Below are 14,241 nucleotides of genomic sequence, written 5' to 3'. Positions count from 1 at the left end.
GTATGCCCGAGGCGCTAAGCGTCTCTTCAGTCGCGGCGTGACTTGCCGGCGGCGTTGAGGTACTCGCCAATGTGAGTACGGCCGCAGCCGGGTGTCTCGACGGAGTTGCAGCGGTCGCAGTCGTAGCGCACGTGGAACCCCTCCAGGAAGGTCCGCGCGTCCGGCGAGGATCCCGATGTGAGGTGCTGAGGTTCTCTCCGCTGAGCGACCATCTTGGTGCCACAGTCCCTGCACTCCCACGTGGCGTTAAGGACCTGGCGGTGCTCACATGTTGTTGTCATAGACACAGTTGTACTTGGAGGGGGTGAAGTGGCCAGAAAACCACTGAAACCAGATGTCGTCCGATCGGACGATGCTCAGTTCCCTGCTCAATCTGGAAATTAGTGATGTAGTACCCCCTGACGCTACGAAGAAGACGGGGGCCAGGCCGGTGTGGGAACGTTTGGCGCTGGGGTATCGCATCCTCTATGCCTTCGCTGGTTTTGCGCTACTCGTTCTTAACGTTCTGATCGAAAAGAAGGTCGTCGATTGGGACCCGATGGTCGCGGTCTGGGCAGCCTGTGGCGTCGGCTTGGTCGCGCTGTTCGACAACGTCCGTCTGATCAAGTTCAAGTACGACGCCCGGGAACGGAACGCTGCACGCGCCCGGCTTTACAGGCCCATGTTCAGTGCGCTTGTCGCACTATCGGATATCCGGGAAGGCATCCACGTATTCGACTTAGGTGTAAGCGTTTTCAAGATCTCTCGGGTCTGGTTCTTGTGGTGTGGAGTGATCCCGTGGTCTGAGAAACGTCTGGTTCGAATCGTCAGGCTGCGGCTAAGTGACAGCCCGAACGAATCGAACGTGCGTTGGACGAAGGGCAAGGGCGCTATAGGTGTGTGCTGGCAGTCGAACGTAGCGGTACACCACGATCGTCGAGCCGATGCAGCGACCTGGGGGAAGAATGGTCAGTATCCCAGCGAGGCCCAGTTTGCCGATCTGCAGGACGATCAGAAGCGGGGCATGAACCGCGAAGAGTTCATCCAGACCATTGATAAGTACGGCGAGATACTCGCGGTTCCGATGGTGACCCCTCATAAGGGTGAGCAGCTCGGGGTCTTATCCGTCGACTGTCTTGCGACCGCCTACGCCGGCCCTGACTCCCAGAGCATTCTGCAAGGTGAAGACATTGAAGCGATTGCGGTACGAACCGCGCGTTTGACCAGGGATGACGTAGGCAAGTTCTAGGATGGTTGCATACAGAGGCTGGGACTAGACCCGCCGAAGAGAGGGTGAGGCAGATGAAAGTTACGCCAATGACCCGCGAAGAGGCCGAGCAGCACTATGACAAGCGCCTTCGCGAACTGTACCCAGATGATGCCGTTCTTGCTGAACGGATCAAGGAGATCGAGCGGGAAGACAACAGCCGCCGGTAGGGATGGGGCCGACACGCCGCCAAGCGGTTGGGTAAGGGATCTGACTCGTGTGCTGCACGACCCTCGACGGATCCGGCTAGGCGGTGTCGTATCCGCAGAGACCACGCCACGGCTTAGGCCCGTTACCGGACTCAGGGTCCGTCGGTTCCTTGTCGACAACGTCGGACGAGTAGTTGAAGTTCACGACAACTACGACGTCGGCGGCGTCTAGGTCCGGGTATAGCTGGTCCTTGACCATCCGGATACCCGACTCGGACAGCGCCATGAGTTGTCGAACAGGATTCGGAATCTTTGTCCACCAAGCCATCTGACGACCTCGCATTCCCATCGGCGGGCGTCGGTCAGCCCGTCTGAGAAGTACCTTCGCATGACTCGGCGGTTATACCGCCTCCGACACGCGGTTATACCGCCTAGAGGCCGGAAAAACAGTCAAGTGAAAGCTTCGCTGTCGGTGGTATCCGGTTATGACTGGATCTCTGCGAGCACGCTCGTCCGGACCAGCTCCGAGATGCTGATCCCTCGTGCCTGAGCAGCAGCGTGCAGCGCATCGCGCTCTGCCGGCAACATCCGCAGCGCTACCAGCGCAGTTCTCTGGCGCTGTTCAGAGCGCTTAGGTCGGTCGTCCTGTTGGGTTTGAGCATTAAGCATGAGAGTGCCTCCAGAACCACACGGCTGTCATTTACCGGTTATCTGAAAGGATAGCGGTGAGCAGGCGGTTAAACCGCCATTTGACAGGTTTTTGACAGCAGTGTCGAGGCGGGCCGCCGATGCAAACCAGCTACACAGTCCGAGAAGCTGCTGGGCTGACAAAGCAGAGTGAATCGACGGTGCGACGCCTGATCGACGAAGACCGCCTGGAGCTCCTGTCGCCGGAAGGGATCCGGCGCATCACCCAGGCCTCGCTGTACAGATACCTGCGAGATCGGGTTGAGGAACTTCTTGTAGGCCTGAACGAACTGGGCGAAACGCTCATGTCGCTGGAGGCTAGCGATGCCGCCTACTCTCAGATTGAGCAGTTAGAGAGGGAGAACGAACGCCTCCGTAACTCTCTCCTGGTCCAGCGTCAGAACTACGCAGCCCTGGCAGACGACCTCGGCGCCTACACAGCACCAAAGCTCCCGAACAACTAGCTAGATAACTTCATGCCCATTCGCTGCCCACAATCTGCCCACAGTTACAGATAAGTCACGTTAGCCACAGTGACGAGTAAGCGCATTTCGCGTGTCCCCTAACCCGTTGAAAAGCAACAAGATTCGCCTTTGCAAGGCAGATGTCAGGAGTTCGAATCTCCTAGGCTCCACACAAATCTCTCAGTCCCGCACGTGGTGTGAAACCGTTTGTGCGCCAATCTTTGCCACGCGCCTAGGGCCTCGGGGTCACCTCGACGCTCGGCGGCAGCGCGGACGGCTCGGGGCGCATCGAGCGCCGCACGATGGAGAACGTCACGGCCCCGACGGCCAGCACGCCCACCCCGGCGGCGACGAGCACGATCGGTCGCGGACGACGCTTCGAGCGCCGCGCCTCCTGGAACGCCTGGGGCAGGTTGGCGATGACCTCCTGGGCCGCGGCGAGCTCACCGGCCACCACGTCCTGGGCGGTCTCCAGCTCCTCGCGGAGCTTGCCGCTGCGGTACTGGTCGCGCAGCCAGCCTGCCGACGAGCCGATGGTGCCAGCGGTGATCCCCACCGCTCCCCTGGTGATGTCATACGGGCCCACAGTCGAATACTTCAGGCCGCGGGCGAACCGCTCGCGGGGCGTCAACCGGGCGGTGGTCGTCTTCGCACTCATGACGGCAAGCCTATTCGCGTGGGGCCGGAGGCGGCCGCCGAACCGCGAATGGCAGACTGGATTCCGTGACGAGCCCCATTCAGACAGCGACCGCGACGCTGCACACCAACCGTGGCGACATCAAGATTGCCCTCTTCGGCAACCATGCCCCCAAGACGGTCTCGAACTTCACCGGCCTGTCCAACGGCACCAAGGACTACAGCACCGAGAACGCTTCCGGCAGCACGTCGGGCCCGTTCTACGACGGCGCAGTGTTCCACCGGGTCATCGACGGCTTCATGATCCAGGGCGGGGACCCGACCGGCACCGGCCGTGGCGGCCCGGGCTACCAGTTCGCCGACGAGTTCCACCCCGAACTGCAGTTCGACAAGCCCTACCTGCTGGCCATGGCCAACGCCGGACCGGGCACCAACGGCTCGCAGTTCTTCATCACGGTCGGCCCCACGCCGCACCTGAACCGCAAGCACACCATCTTCGGCGAGGTCGTCGATCCCGAATCGCAGAAGGTCGTCGACGCCATCGCCACCACGGCGGTCGATCGCAGTGACCGGCCCAACGAGCCCGTCGTGATCGAATCCGTCACCATCTCCTGACGTAAACCCTGAAACGCACGTTCGCCGATTGTCGGCGAGCGTGCGTTTTCTTTGGGATCGGAGCGGTGTGTCCGGCGACAGACACGCACGCTCGCGGGACCTTCTAGCGTGCGTAGCCGGCTTCGGTGAGCGCGTCGAGCACCTGCAGCGGGTTGGTCCCCAGGTCCCACCGGGTGAACACATACAGCCGGTCATCGGCCGTGTCGATCTCCAGCAGGCGCACCTTGCGCGCCAACCGGCGGAATTCGGTGATCCGGATCAGGGTGATGTCGTCCTTCGCCAGCACCCGGGTGTTCAGCCAGCCGCGGATCTCCAGACCGGCTCCGGTGATTGCCAGTTTCGGACGTGCGCGCCAGGAAGCTGTTGCAAACAGCATCAAACCCAGTGCGGCAACGCCTCCCAGGACACGTCCGGGAAGGTCTGTGACCACAGTCACAGCCACCAGTGCCATCGCGACACCGATGATTCCGATCCACACGATGCCGATAGTTTTGGGAGCCCAACTAGTTTGCTGGATCACGTCAGGACACCGTCTCACCGGGGGCTTTGAAGTTATCCACAGGCGCTATCCACAATGGGGATGAATCACAACGGTGTGATTGGGTTACGACCAGGTTGCGGTACGGGTAACGCATGACAGCAGTTTTGAATTCAAAATGGGCCACGCGGGCGTCAGCGCCACCGCATGGTGAGCAACAGTCCGGTGATCATGAAGGCAAAAGCGATCGCGTAGTTCCAAGGGCCCAGATCCGCCATCCAGCCGAGCCAGGTCGGGGCGTCCAGGCCGGTCGCGCCCAGCTGGAAGACCAACAGCCACAGCAGGCCCACCAGCATCAGACCAACGAACAGCACCACGAACCACACGCTCGACGGGCCGGCCTTGACCTTGACCGGGGTCCGGCTCACCGGGTTGATGGTGAAGTCGTTCTTCTTACGGACTTTGGACTTGGGCATGGTTAACCTTTGAAGACGATGGAGAACGGCCGGGACTCGAACATGGATCAGAAACCTGAGCCTAACGCAGCCGCGCCCGCCGCCGGGAATTCCAACCGGCGCCGGTCGCTGTGGCGATTCGGTGTCCCCCTCGTGTGCGTCTTCGCCGGACTCCTGCTCTCCACCACCCACGGTGTCTCCGGCGGCGACGAGATCCGCCGCAGCGACTCCCCCCGCCTGGTCGACCTCGTGCGTGAAGCCGGCGCGAGCGTGGACCGCCTGACCGCCCGGCGCGATGAGATGGTCTCCACGATCGACCACCACCACGGCGGCTCCCCCGGCGCCGATGCCGCGCTGGCCGCCATCACCCGCCGTTCGGACACCCTGGCCGAGCAGGCCGGACTGGATCCGCTGCGCGGGCCCGGCCTGGTGATCACCCTGAACGACGCCCAGCGCGATGCCGACGGCCGCTTCCCCATCGATGCCGCCCCCGACGACCTGGTGGTGCATCAGCAGGACATCCAGGCGGTGCTCAACGCACTGTGGAGTGCCGGCGCCGAGGGCATCCAGATGCAGGATCAACGCATCGTCGCGACATCGGCGCCGCTGTGCGTCGGAAACACCTTGCTGCTCAACGGGCGCACCTACAGCCCGCCCTACGTCGTCACCGCCGTCGGCGACGTACCGGCCATGCAGGCCGCGCTGGCCGCGGCGCCGCTGGTGACGCTGTACAAGCAGTACGTGGTGCGGTTCGAGCTCGGCTACTCCGAACAGGTCCGCGACCAGGTGGAGCTGGTGGGCCACACTGCGCCGGTGCGGATGCGTTACGCCAAGCCCCTCGGTCCGCTCGGATATTAGAGTGCGCAGGCCAGTAGCCTGATCGCATGCAGGTTCTGGTCGTCGACAACTACGACAGCTTCGTGTTCAACCTGGTCCAGTACCTGGGCCAGCTCGGCATGGACGCACAGGTGTGGCGCAACGATGACGCCCGGCTCTCAGATCCGGATGCGATCGCCGCGGAGTTCGACGGCATCCTGCTCTCCCCCGGCCCCGGCACCCCCGAGCGGGCCGGCGCGTCGATCGCGCTGGTGGAGGCGTGCGCGAAGGCGCGCACCCCGCTGCTCGGCGTCTGCCTCGGGCACCAGGCCATCGGGGTGGCCTTCGGCGGCACCGTCGACCGCGCCCCAGAACTGCTGCACGGTAAGACCAGCGTCGTCCATCACATCGATGCCGGTGTGCTGCAAGGACTTCCGGAGCCGTTCACGGCGACCCGCTACCACTCGTTGACCATCTTGCCCGAGACCCTGCCCGAGGTGCTGGAGGCCACCGGCCGCACCGACAGCGGCGTCATCATGGCGGTCCGGCACACCGAGTTGCCGATCCACGGGGTGCAGTTCCACCCCGAATCGATCCTCACCGAGGGCGGTCACCGGATGTTGGCCAACTGGCTCGGCTACTGCGGCGCGGCACCCGATGAGGGTCTGGTCCGCAAGCTGGAAACCGAAGTCGCCGACACGGTCCGGGCGGCCACCGCTCGGGCCTAGGACTTTCCGGTCACATTCCGCTTCAGGAAGCGAAACTGATCGTGATGGAGTCCCGGTAGCCCACCCCGGTACCCGGGGCCGGGCTCTGGGTCACCACCGCGTTGGAGCGCTGACCGCTGTTGTCGACGTTGGCGCCCTTGATGAGCACCCCGGTCCATCCCAGCGCGCGGAGGTTGGGCTCGGCGTCGACCCAGAACTGGCCGGACAGGTTCGGCATCAGGAACTGGTTGCCGCGCGATACCTGCATCTGCACCACGGCATCCTTGGGTGCGGGCTGACCCGGCGGCGGATTCAGGCCCACGACCTGGCCGGCCGGTGCGGTGTCATCCACCTCCACGGGCACCGTGTTCACAAAGCCCGACGCGGTCAGGATCTGGCGGCAGGTGTCCACGGACTGCCCCACGCAGTCGGGCACGACCACGCTGCCCGGACCGGTACCGACGATGATGGTGATGACGTTGGTGATCGCCGAGGTCGCGTTGGCCGGTGGGTTGGTGCCCAGCACCTTGCCCTTGAGCTCGGGGGTGGACTCCGATTCCGACGGCTGCACCCGGCCGAATCCGGCGTCGAGCATCTTGCGGGTGGCATCGGCCAGGGAGAACCCGCGGACATCGGGCACTGCGCGCTGCTCCGGTCCGCCGGAGACGTTGATGGTGATCTCGTCACCCGCCGCGACCGCGGTGTCGGCGGATGGGTCGGTGTCGATGACGTGGTCGGGAGGAACGGTGGAACTTGTCTTCAACGAGGTGCGGGTCTTGAAGCCCCGGTTCTGCAGGGCGGCGATGGCATCCGCGGACACCTGGCCGGTCACATCGGGAACCTGCACATCGCGCGGGCTGTTGCCGAAGGCGTTGATCGCGATGGTCACCACGACGGTCAGCACGGCCAGCACCGCGACCGCGATGAGCCAGCGGCCGATCGATCCATTGCCAGCCGACTGCGAGTAGCCGGCGGCCGGGATGTGCTCGGTGGGCAGCGCGCGGGCGTGCGGACCGGTATTGGTCAGGATGTTGGTGCGTTCGGCATCGGTGAAGATCTTTGGCGCCTCCGGCGCTTCGCCGCTGTGCACCCGGATCAGGTCGGTGCGCATCTCGGCGGCGCTCTGGTAGCGGTTCTCCGGGTTCTTCGACAGCGCCTTGAGCACCACCGCGTCCAGGCCGGGGGACAGGCCTGCGTGCCGGGTGGACGGCGGCACCGGGTCCTCGCGGACGTGTTGGTAAGCCACCGCCACCGGTGAGTCACCGACGAAAGGTGGCTCGCCGGTGAGGATTTCGTAGAGAACGCAGCCCAGGGAGTACACGTCGGAGCGGGCGTCGACGGACTCGCCGCGGGCCTGCTCGGGGGACAGGTACTGCGCGGTGCCGATGACCGCCGCGGTCTGGGTGACGCTGTTACCGCTGTCGGCCAGCGCGCGGGCGATGCCGAAATCCATCACCTTCACCGCGCCGGCCTTGCTGATCATGATGTTGGCGGGCTTGACGTCGCGGTGGATGATGCCGTGCTGGTGGCTGAAGTTCAGTGCCTGGCAGGCATCGGCGATGATTTCGATGGCCCGCTTGGGCTCCATCGGACCCTCGGTGTGCACGATGTCGCGCAGCGTGACCCCGTCCACGTACTCCATCACGATGTACGGCAACGGTCCGTTGGGGGTGTCGGCCTCGCCGGTGTCGTAGACGGCGACGATGGCCGGGTGGTTCAGCGCGGCGGCGTTCTGCGCCTCGCGCCGGAACCGGAGGTAGAAGCTCGGATCGCGGGCCAGGTCGGCCCGCAGCACCTTGACCGCGACGTCACGGTGGAGTCGCACGTCCCGGGCGATGTGGACCTCCGACATCCCGCCGAAGCCGAGGATCTCGCCGAGCTCGTAACGGTCCGACAGGTGCTGGGGGGTGGTCATGGCGTCTCACTCGGGGGTGGCTCGGGCGGCACGCCGATGACGGTGGTGCTGGTGGAGGTCTCCTGCTGGGCGGGTTGGTCCCGCTTGTCCTGCGCGTTGACCACGATCAGCACGGCGATGATGATCGCCAGCGCCCCGAGCACACCGGCGGCCCACAGCAGGGCCCGCTGTCCTGGTGAGAACGTCCGGCGCGGTGGCGGCGGCCGGTGGCTTCCGGTGGCGGCCCGCGGGCGCGAGGCCGTCGGCGGGGGCCGGTACTCGGCGGCCGCTGCGGCACGTGCCTGGGTGACCGACGGGATGGCCGCGGGGGCGGCCCGTCCGATCGTCGGCGCGGAGTTCGGGCGCGGTGGCCGGCGTCCTGCGCGCACCGCGGCGACGGCGTCGGAGAACGGACCACCCGAGCGGTACCGGTGGTTGGGCTCCTTGGCCAGCGTGATCTCGATGAGCTCGCGCACGTTGGGTGGCAGATCCGGCGGCAGCGGCGGCGGGGTCTCCTTGATGTGCTTCATCGCCACGGTCAGGGCGCCGTCACCGGTGAACGGGCGCTTGCCCGACACGGATTCGTAGCCGACCACACCGAGTGAGTAGACGTCGGAGGCGGCGGTGGCGTCGCGGCCCAGGGCCTGTTCGGGCGCGATGTACTGCGCGGTGCCCATCACCATGCCGGTCTGGGTGACCGGTGCGGCGTCCACGGCCTTGGCGATGCCGAAGTCGGTGAGCTTCACCTGGCCGGTCGGGGTGATCAGGATGTTGCCGGGTTTGACGTCGCGGTGCACCAGCCCGGCAGTGTGCGCGACCTGCAGCGCACGACCGGTCTGCTCCAGCATGTCCAGCGCGTGGCGCAGCGACAGCCGTCCGGTGCGCTTGATGACGGAGTTCAGCGGCTCACCGTTGACGAGTTCCATCACGAGGTAGGCGGTGCGGCCCTCGCCGGCCTCGATCTCGGTCTCGCCGTAGTCGTAGACGCTGGCGATGCCGGGATGGTTGAGCATCGCGACGGTGCGCGCCTCGGCGCGGAACCGTTCGACGAATTCGGAGTCCTCGGAGAACTCGGCCTTGAGAACCTTGATCGCGACCTGGCGGCCGAGGCGGGTGTCGAGTCCTTCCCACACCTGTCCCATACCGCCGGTGGCGATGAGCCGCTGCAGCCGGTACCGGCCGGACAGCGTCACTCCCACCCGGGCCGTCATGATGCCTCCCGGAGTGCGGCGGCGATGGTGGCCCGCCCGATCGGGGCGGCCACTGCGCCGCCGGTGGCGGACAATCGGTCTCCGCCATTCTCCACGAGGACCGCGACGGCAACCTTCGGGGCTTGCGCCGGCGCGAACGCGATGTACCAGGCGTGGGGCGGGGTGTTGCGGGGATCCGTGCCGTGCTCGGCTGTGCCCGTCTTGGATGCGATCTGCACGCCGGCGATGGCTCCCTTCTGCTGTGTCACCTGCTCGGCGCCGACCATCAGATCGGTAAGTGTAGCCGCGACCTGCGGTGACACCGCGCGTCGCTGTTCGGTTGGGGCGGTGGTGGCGATATTGGACAGGTCCGGTCCCTTGAGGGTATCGACCAGATATGGCGTCATGGTGACGCCGTCGTTGGCGATGGTCGCGGCCACCATGGCGTTCTGCAGCGGGGTCACCGCGACATCGCGCTGCCCGATGCTGGACATGCCCAGCGCCGCGCCGTCGCTGATCGGGCCGACCGTGGACGCCGCGACCTGCAGCGGGATGGGTGCCGGCGGCGAATCCAGGCCGAACGCCTGCGCGGTGGATTTCAGCTTGTCGGCGCCGGTGTCGAGCCCCAGCTCGACGAAGGCGGTGTTGCAGGACCGGGCGAACGCCTCACGCAACGACGCGGTCGGACCGTTGCCGCAGGCCGAGCCGCCGTAGTTCTCCAACGTGGCGGTGCTGTCGGGCAGCGGGATGCGCGATGCCGAGGTCAGCTGGGTGTCCGGGGTGCTGCCGGACTGCAGCGCGGCGGCGGTGGTGATGACCTTGAACGTGGAGCCCGGGGGGTAGGTCTCGGCGATGGCACGGTTGACCAGCGGGGCGTTCGGGTCGTCGCGCAGCTGGTCCCAGGTGGACGTCTGCACCGCGCCGTCGTGGCTGGCCAGCTTGTTCGGGTCGTAGGACGGTGAGGACACCATCGCCAGGATCTTGCCGGTGGAGGGCTCGAGCGCCACCACCGCGCCCTTGCACGGACCGTCGCAGCCCTCGGCCATGGCGTCCCAGGCGGCTTCCTGCACGTCGGGCCGCACCGTGGTGTCGACGGTGCCGCCGCGCGGGTCGCGGCCGGTGAAGAAGTCGGCCAGCCGCTTGCCGAACAGCCGTTCATCGGAGCCGTTGAGCACGGGATCCTCGGCGCGCTCCAGGCCACTGCTGGAGTAGCCCAGTGAGTAGAAGCCGGTGACCGGGGCGTAGGTCTGCGGGTTGGGGTAGACGCGCAGGAAACGGAACCGGCCGTCGGTGGACACCGAGTAGGCCAGCAGCTGACCGCCTGCGGTGATCTGGCCGCGCTGGCGCGAGTACTCGTCGAGCAGCACCCGCTGGTTGCGCGGATCGGCGCGGTACCCGTCGGCGGTGAACACCTGGGTGAGGGTGGCGTTGGCCAGCAGCAGGACCACCAGTGCCATGAAGACGACCGACAGCCGGCGCAGCGAGTTGTTCATACGCGGCCGATCACTTCGGTGGAAGCGGCCGCGATGGGCGCCGGGTTGGGCGCCCGGGTGGTGTCGATCGGGCGCCGCGCCGCGTGCGAGATGCGCACCAGGATGGCCAGCAGCACATAGTTGGCCAGCAGCGACGAGCCGCCGTAGGACATCCACGGTGTGGTGAGCCCGGTGAGCGGGATCAACTTGGTGACCCCGCCGACGACGATGAACAGCTGGATGGCCAGTGTGGAGGCCAGCCCGGCGGCCAGCAGCTTGCCGAAGCTGTCACGGACCGCGAGGGCCGTGCGCAGCCCCCGGATGATCAGGATGGTGTAGAGCATGAGAACGCCTGCGAGACCGACCAATCCGAGTTCCTCGCCGATCGCGGCGATGATGAAGTCGGTGGAGGCCGCCGGCACGGTGCCGGGCTGCCCGTTGCCCAGGCCGGTGCCGAAGATGCCGCCGGTGGCGAAGCTGAACAGCGACTGAACCATCTGGTAGCCGGCACCGTCCGGGTCGGCGAACGGGTCCAGCCAGTTCTGCACCCGCACCCGGACGTGCCCGAACAGCTGGTAGGCAACCACGCTGCCCGCGGCGAACAGGGCCAGGCCGATGACCACCCAGGACAGCCGGTCGGTGGCCACGTACAACAGCACCAGGAACGAGCCGTAGAGCAGAAGCGAAGTGCCCAAATCCTTTTCGAAGACCATTACGCCCACCGAGGCGATCCAGGCCACCAGCAGCGGGGCCAGATCACGCGGGCGCGGCAGGTCCACACCGAGGACGTGCTTGCCGGCGTTGGTGAACAGTTCGCGCTTGGACACCAGCACCGCCGCGAAGAAGATCAACAGCAGGATCTTGGAGAACTCGGCGGGCTGAATGGAGAAGCCCTCGAAGCGAATCCAGATCTTGGCGCCGTTCTGCTCGGAGAACCGGCTCGGCAGCAGAGCCGGAATGACAAGCAGCACAAAGCCGATGAGGCCGCAGGTGTAGCCGTAGCGGGCCAGCATGCGATGGTCGCGCAGCAGCGCCAGAACGGCACAGAACGCGGCCACCCCGACCAGGGTCCACAGCATCTGCTGGTCGGCGTTGCCGCCGACGGTGTCCAGGCTCAGCTCGCGCTGAGCGAGGTCGAGGCGGTGAATCATGACCAGCCCCAGCCCGTTCAGCAGTGCGACCACCGGCAGCAGCAGCGGGTCGGCGTAGGGCGCCCAGCGCCGGATCGCCAGATGCGCGGCGCCGAACAGGGCGAGGTAGCCCAGGGTGTACTGGGCCAGATCCCAGTCCAGGCCCTGCTCCTGATTGGCCTCCACGATCAGCAACGCCACGGTGGTGATCACCGCGGCGAAAATCAGCAGGGCCAGTTCGGAATTGCGCCGATTGGGCAGGGGAGGGGTGACGGAGACCGGTGACTGTGGCTGGGTCGACGAGGTCATGACGCCGTCCGGCAGTTGGTGCCCGGCTCCGGCGGTGGTGGGGGCAGAGCCGTGACTGTGGGGGAAGGGCTCGGGCGCGGCGGCGGTGCTGCGGTGGTCGGGGTCTCCGGCGCGGGTGTGGCCGGCGGAGGCGCGGCCGAGGTCGCGGGCGGCGGGGTGGCCGGGCGCGGTGTGCCCGAGGTGGGCGGCGGGGGAGTCGCGGGGGCCGGCGGCCGGGTCGGGCTGGGCGTGGTGGTGGGGGTCCGGATCGGCAGCGCGCAGATGGGCAGCAGCGACGTCCGGGCCAGTTCGTTGATCTGGCGGATCGCGTCATCGAGTGAACCGGAGGGCAGGCCGGCGGCGACCTGGGCGCGCTCGGATTCGCGGATGTCCTCCAGGCGCAGCACCTCGCAGTCCAGCGGCCCCTTGGACTGGCCGAAACTGATGAGCGACAACTCGTTTCGGGCGTTCAGGCAGCCGACCAGAAACGGCTCCTGCAGGGACAGACCCAGGAACGAGGTCTGCACACCGCGCATGATGGCGACCGTTTCGTCCTGCTCGCTGACGTAATAGTTGTTGCGGATGATCTCGCGGGCGATGGTCAGCCCCGCCACCACCACCAGAAGGACCACCACAGCGGCGATCAGCATCCGGCGTTTGGAGCGGGGCGGTCGTTGCTCCTCGGGTTGGGTGACAACCCTTTTCGGCTGGTTTCGCTTCGGGTTGAACGCCGAGGCGCGACCCGCGGCGGTGTTCGGCGGGATGGTGTCGTCATCCACGCCGGAGACGGCACCGGCCAGGATCGGCTGGGTCTGGCCGTAGTCGTAGTCCACGACGTCGGCGACCACCACGGTGACGTTGTCGGGGCCACCGCCGCGCAGTGCGAGTTCGATCAGCCGGTCGGCGGCGTCGACCACATCGGGGATCTGCAGTGCCTCGGCGATGGTGTCGTGGCTGACCGGGTCGGACAGTCCGTCCGAACAGAGCAGGTACCGGTCGCCGACCTTGGCCTCGCGCATGATCAGGGTCGGCTCGACCTCGTGACCGGTGAGCGCGCGCATGATCAGCGATCGCTGCGGATGGCTGTGCGCCTCCTCGGCGGTGATGCGTCCCTCGTCGACCAGGGTCTGGACGAAGGTGTCGTCCTTGGTGATCTGGGTCAGCTCACCGTCGCGCATCAGGTAGCCACGGGAGTCGCCGATGTGCACCAGCCCGAGCCGGCCACCGGCGAACAGGATCGCGGTCAGCGTGGTGCCCATGCCCTCGAGCTCGGGATCGGCCTCCACATGGGCGGCGATGGCCGAGTTGCCCTCGTGCACCGCCACATTGAGTTTGTTGAGTAGGTCGCCGCCGGGCTCGTCGTCGTCGAGATGGGCCAGCGCGGCGATGACCAGCTGGGAGGCCACCTCACCGGCGGCGTGGCCGCCCATGCCGTCGGCGAGCGCCAGCAGCCGGGCCCCGGCGTACACCGAGTCCTCGTTGTTGGCGCGCACCAGACCCCGGTCGCTGCGCGCTGCGTATCTGAGCACGAGTGTCACGGGCGCAACTCGATCACTGTCTTGCCGATTCGTACCGGCGTTCCCATCGGAACCCTTACCGCCGTAGTCACCTTCGCCCTGTCAAGGTATGTGCCGTTGGTCGATCCTAGGTCCTCCACGTACCATTCCGACCCCCGTGGTGACAGCCTGGCGTGCCGTGTCGACGCGTAATCGTCGGTGAGCACCAGGGTGGAGTCGTCGGCACGGCCGATCAGCACCGGCTGGCTGCTCAGCGTGATGCGGGTGCCGGCCAGCGCGCCTTCGGTGACGACCAGGTGCCGGGCGATATGGCGCCGCTCCCCCTTGGGCAGCAGTGACCCGCGGAGCGCGAGTCCGCGGCGCACCATGACGGCGCCGGTGGGCGCATAGATGTCGGTGCGCAGGATGCGCAGCACCGACCAGATGAACAGCCACAGCAGCAGCAGAAATCCGACGCGCGTCAGCTGCAGTACTAGCCCCTGCATCCGACGTCCTCT

At 66.5% G+C, this 14,241-nt stretch carries 17 protein-coding genes; 5 read left to right on the top strand and 12 right to left on the bottom strand.

Going from position 1 to position 14,241, the window contains the following annotated elements; all coding sequences use genetic code 11:
- Window positions 1–26: 26 nt before the first annotated feature.
- Window positions 27–281 (bottom strand): DUF7459 domain-containing protein, encoded by a 255-nt coding sequence (locus tag ASE48_RS33855; protein WP_442928743.1) that lies wholly within the window; start codon window positions 279–281, stop codon window positions 27–29.
- Between the two features lie 71 nt (window positions 282–352).
- On the opposite strand from ASE48_RS33855, the gene ASE48_RS21350 reads away from it, so the two are divergent.
- Window positions 353–1,228, top strand: coding sequence for a hypothetical protein (locus tag ASE48_RS21350; RefSeq protein WP_057169149.1), 876 nt, complete (start codon window positions 353–355; stop codon window positions 1,226–1,228).
- A 264-nt stretch (window positions 1,229–1,492) separates the two neighbouring features.
- Here the strand turns inward: ASE48_RS21350 and ASE48_RS21345 are convergent, their stop codons facing one another.
- Both ASE48_RS21345 and ASE48_RS33850 read right to left on the bottom strand, forming a co-directional pair.
- Entirely contained in the window at window positions 1,493–1,723 is a 231-nt protein-coding gene (locus ASE48_RS21345; RefSeq protein ID WP_156409310.1) for a hypothetical protein, read from the bottom strand.
- 155 nt (window positions 1,724–1,878) lie between these two features.
- Complete coding sequence (locus ASE48_RS33850) at window positions 1,879–2,064, bottom strand: plasmid mobilization protein (protein WP_057169147.1); 186 nt, start codon at window positions 2,062–2,064, stop codon at window positions 1,879–1,881.
- Window positions 2,065–2,243: 179 nt separating this feature from the next.
- Between ASE48_RS33850 and ASE48_RS21335 the strand changes: the two genes are divergently transcribed.
- Complete coding sequence (locus tag ASE48_RS21335) at window positions 2,244–2,546, top strand: hypothetical protein (RefSeq protein WP_057169146.1); 303 nt, start codon at window positions 2,244–2,246, stop codon at window positions 2,544–2,546.
- A 232-nt stretch (window positions 2,547–2,778) separates the two neighbouring features.
- Here ASE48_RS21335 and cwsA read toward each other — a convergent pair whose 3' ends face one another.
- Window positions 2,779–3,204 carry a cell wall synthesis protein CwsA gene (gene cwsA / locus ASE48_RS21330; RefSeq protein WP_057169145.1) on the bottom strand — a complete coding sequence of 142 codons (426 nt, stop codon included), beginning with the start codon at window positions 3,202–3,204 and terminating at the stop codon, window positions 2,779–2,781.
- A 56-nt stretch (window positions 3,205–3,260) separates the two neighbouring features.
- Here cwsA and ASE48_RS21325 point away from each other — a divergent pair, with 56 nt between their 5' ends.
- The gene (locus ASE48_RS21325; protein ID WP_200962229.1) at window positions 3,261–3,797 is read left to right on the top strand and encodes a peptidylprolyl isomerase; all 537 of its coding nucleotides are present in this window, start codon (window positions 3,261–3,263) and stop codon (window positions 3,795–3,797) included.
- 103 nt (window positions 3,798–3,900) lie between these two features.
- On the opposite strand, the gene ASE48_RS21320 is transcribed toward ASE48_RS21325, so the two are convergent.
- On the bottom strand, window positions 3,901–4,314 hold the full coding sequence (locus tag ASE48_RS21320; protein WP_057169376.1) for a PH domain-containing protein: 414 nt from the start codon (window positions 4,312–4,314) through the stop codon (window positions 3,901–3,903).
- A gap of 155 nt (window positions 4,315–4,469) precedes the next feature.
- Complete coding sequence (crgA, locus tag ASE48_RS21315; RefSeq protein ID WP_057169143.1) at window positions 4,470–4,751, bottom strand: cell division protein CrgA; 282 nt, start codon at window positions 4,749–4,751, stop codon at window positions 4,470–4,472.
- 42 nt (window positions 4,752–4,793) lie between these two features.
- On the opposite strand from crgA, the gene ASE48_RS21310 reads away from it, so the two are divergent.
- Together ASE48_RS21310 and ASE48_RS21305 are read left to right on the top strand one after the other, a co-directional pair.
- A complete protein-coding gene (locus ASE48_RS21310) occupies window positions 4,794–5,588 on the top strand; it encodes a DUF881 domain-containing protein (RefSeq protein ID WP_057169375.1) in 795 nt (264 codons plus the stop codon).
- 26 nt (window positions 5,589–5,614) lie between these two features.
- Complete coding sequence (locus tag ASE48_RS21305; RefSeq protein ID WP_057169142.1) at window positions 5,615–6,274, top strand: aminodeoxychorismate/anthranilate synthase component II; 660 nt, start codon at window positions 5,615–5,617, stop codon at window positions 6,272–6,274.
- Between the two features lie 22 nt (window positions 6,275–6,296).
- On the opposite strand, the gene pknB is transcribed toward ASE48_RS21305, so the two are convergent.
- From pknB to ASE48_RS21275, 6 genes are read right to left on the bottom strand one after another with little or no spacing between them, the layout of a single operon-like run.
- On the bottom strand, window positions 6,297–8,168 hold the full coding sequence (gene pknB / locus ASE48_RS21300; RefSeq protein WP_057169141.1) for a Stk1 family PASTA domain-containing Ser/Thr kinase: 1,872 nt from the start codon (window positions 8,166–8,168) through the stop codon (window positions 6,297–6,299).
- Window positions 8,165–9,358, bottom strand: a complete 1,194-nt coding sequence (locus tag ASE48_RS21295) for a protein kinase domain-containing protein (RefSeq protein WP_082614330.1) — start codon at window positions 9,356–9,358, stop codon at window positions 8,165–8,167. The genes pknB and ASE48_RS21295 overlap by 4 nt, the downstream gene beginning before the upstream one ends.
- On the bottom strand, window positions 9,355–10,830 hold the full coding sequence (pbpA, locus tag ASE48_RS21290) for a D,D-transpeptidase PbpA (RefSeq protein ID WP_057169140.1): 1,476 nt from the start codon (window positions 10,828–10,830) through the stop codon (window positions 9,355–9,357). Before pbpA ends, ASE48_RS21295 begins: the two co-directional genes overlap by 4 nt.
- The gene (locus ASE48_RS21285) at window positions 10,827–12,248 is read right to left on the bottom strand and encodes an FtsW/RodA/SpoVE family cell cycle protein (RefSeq protein ID WP_057169139.1); all 1,422 of its coding nucleotides are present in this window, start codon (window positions 12,246–12,248) and stop codon (window positions 10,827–10,829) included. The genes pbpA and ASE48_RS21285 overlap by 4 nt, the downstream gene beginning before the upstream one ends.
- Window positions 12,245–13,765, bottom strand: a complete 1,521-nt coding sequence (locus ASE48_RS21280; protein WP_057169138.1) for a PP2C family protein-serine/threonine phosphatase — start codon at window positions 13,763–13,765, stop codon at window positions 12,245–12,247. The genes ASE48_RS21285 and ASE48_RS21280 overlap by 4 nt, the downstream gene beginning before the upstream one ends.
- Window positions 13,762–14,229 carry an FHA domain-containing protein FhaB/FipA gene (locus ASE48_RS21275; protein ID WP_057169137.1) on the bottom strand — a complete coding sequence of 156 codons (468 nt, stop codon included), beginning with the start codon at window positions 14,227–14,229 and terminating at the stop codon, window positions 13,762–13,764. The genes ASE48_RS21280 and ASE48_RS21275 overlap by 4 nt, the downstream gene beginning before the upstream one ends.
- Window positions 14,230–14,241: the final 12 nt, after the last annotated feature.

This window comes from Mycobacterium sp. Root265 (assembly GCF_001428895.1).
Classification (GTDB): Bacteria; Actinomycetota; Actinomycetes; order Mycobacteriales; family Mycobacteriaceae; genus Mycobacterium.
This window is presented reverse-complemented; position numbering and strand designations above follow the sequence as displayed.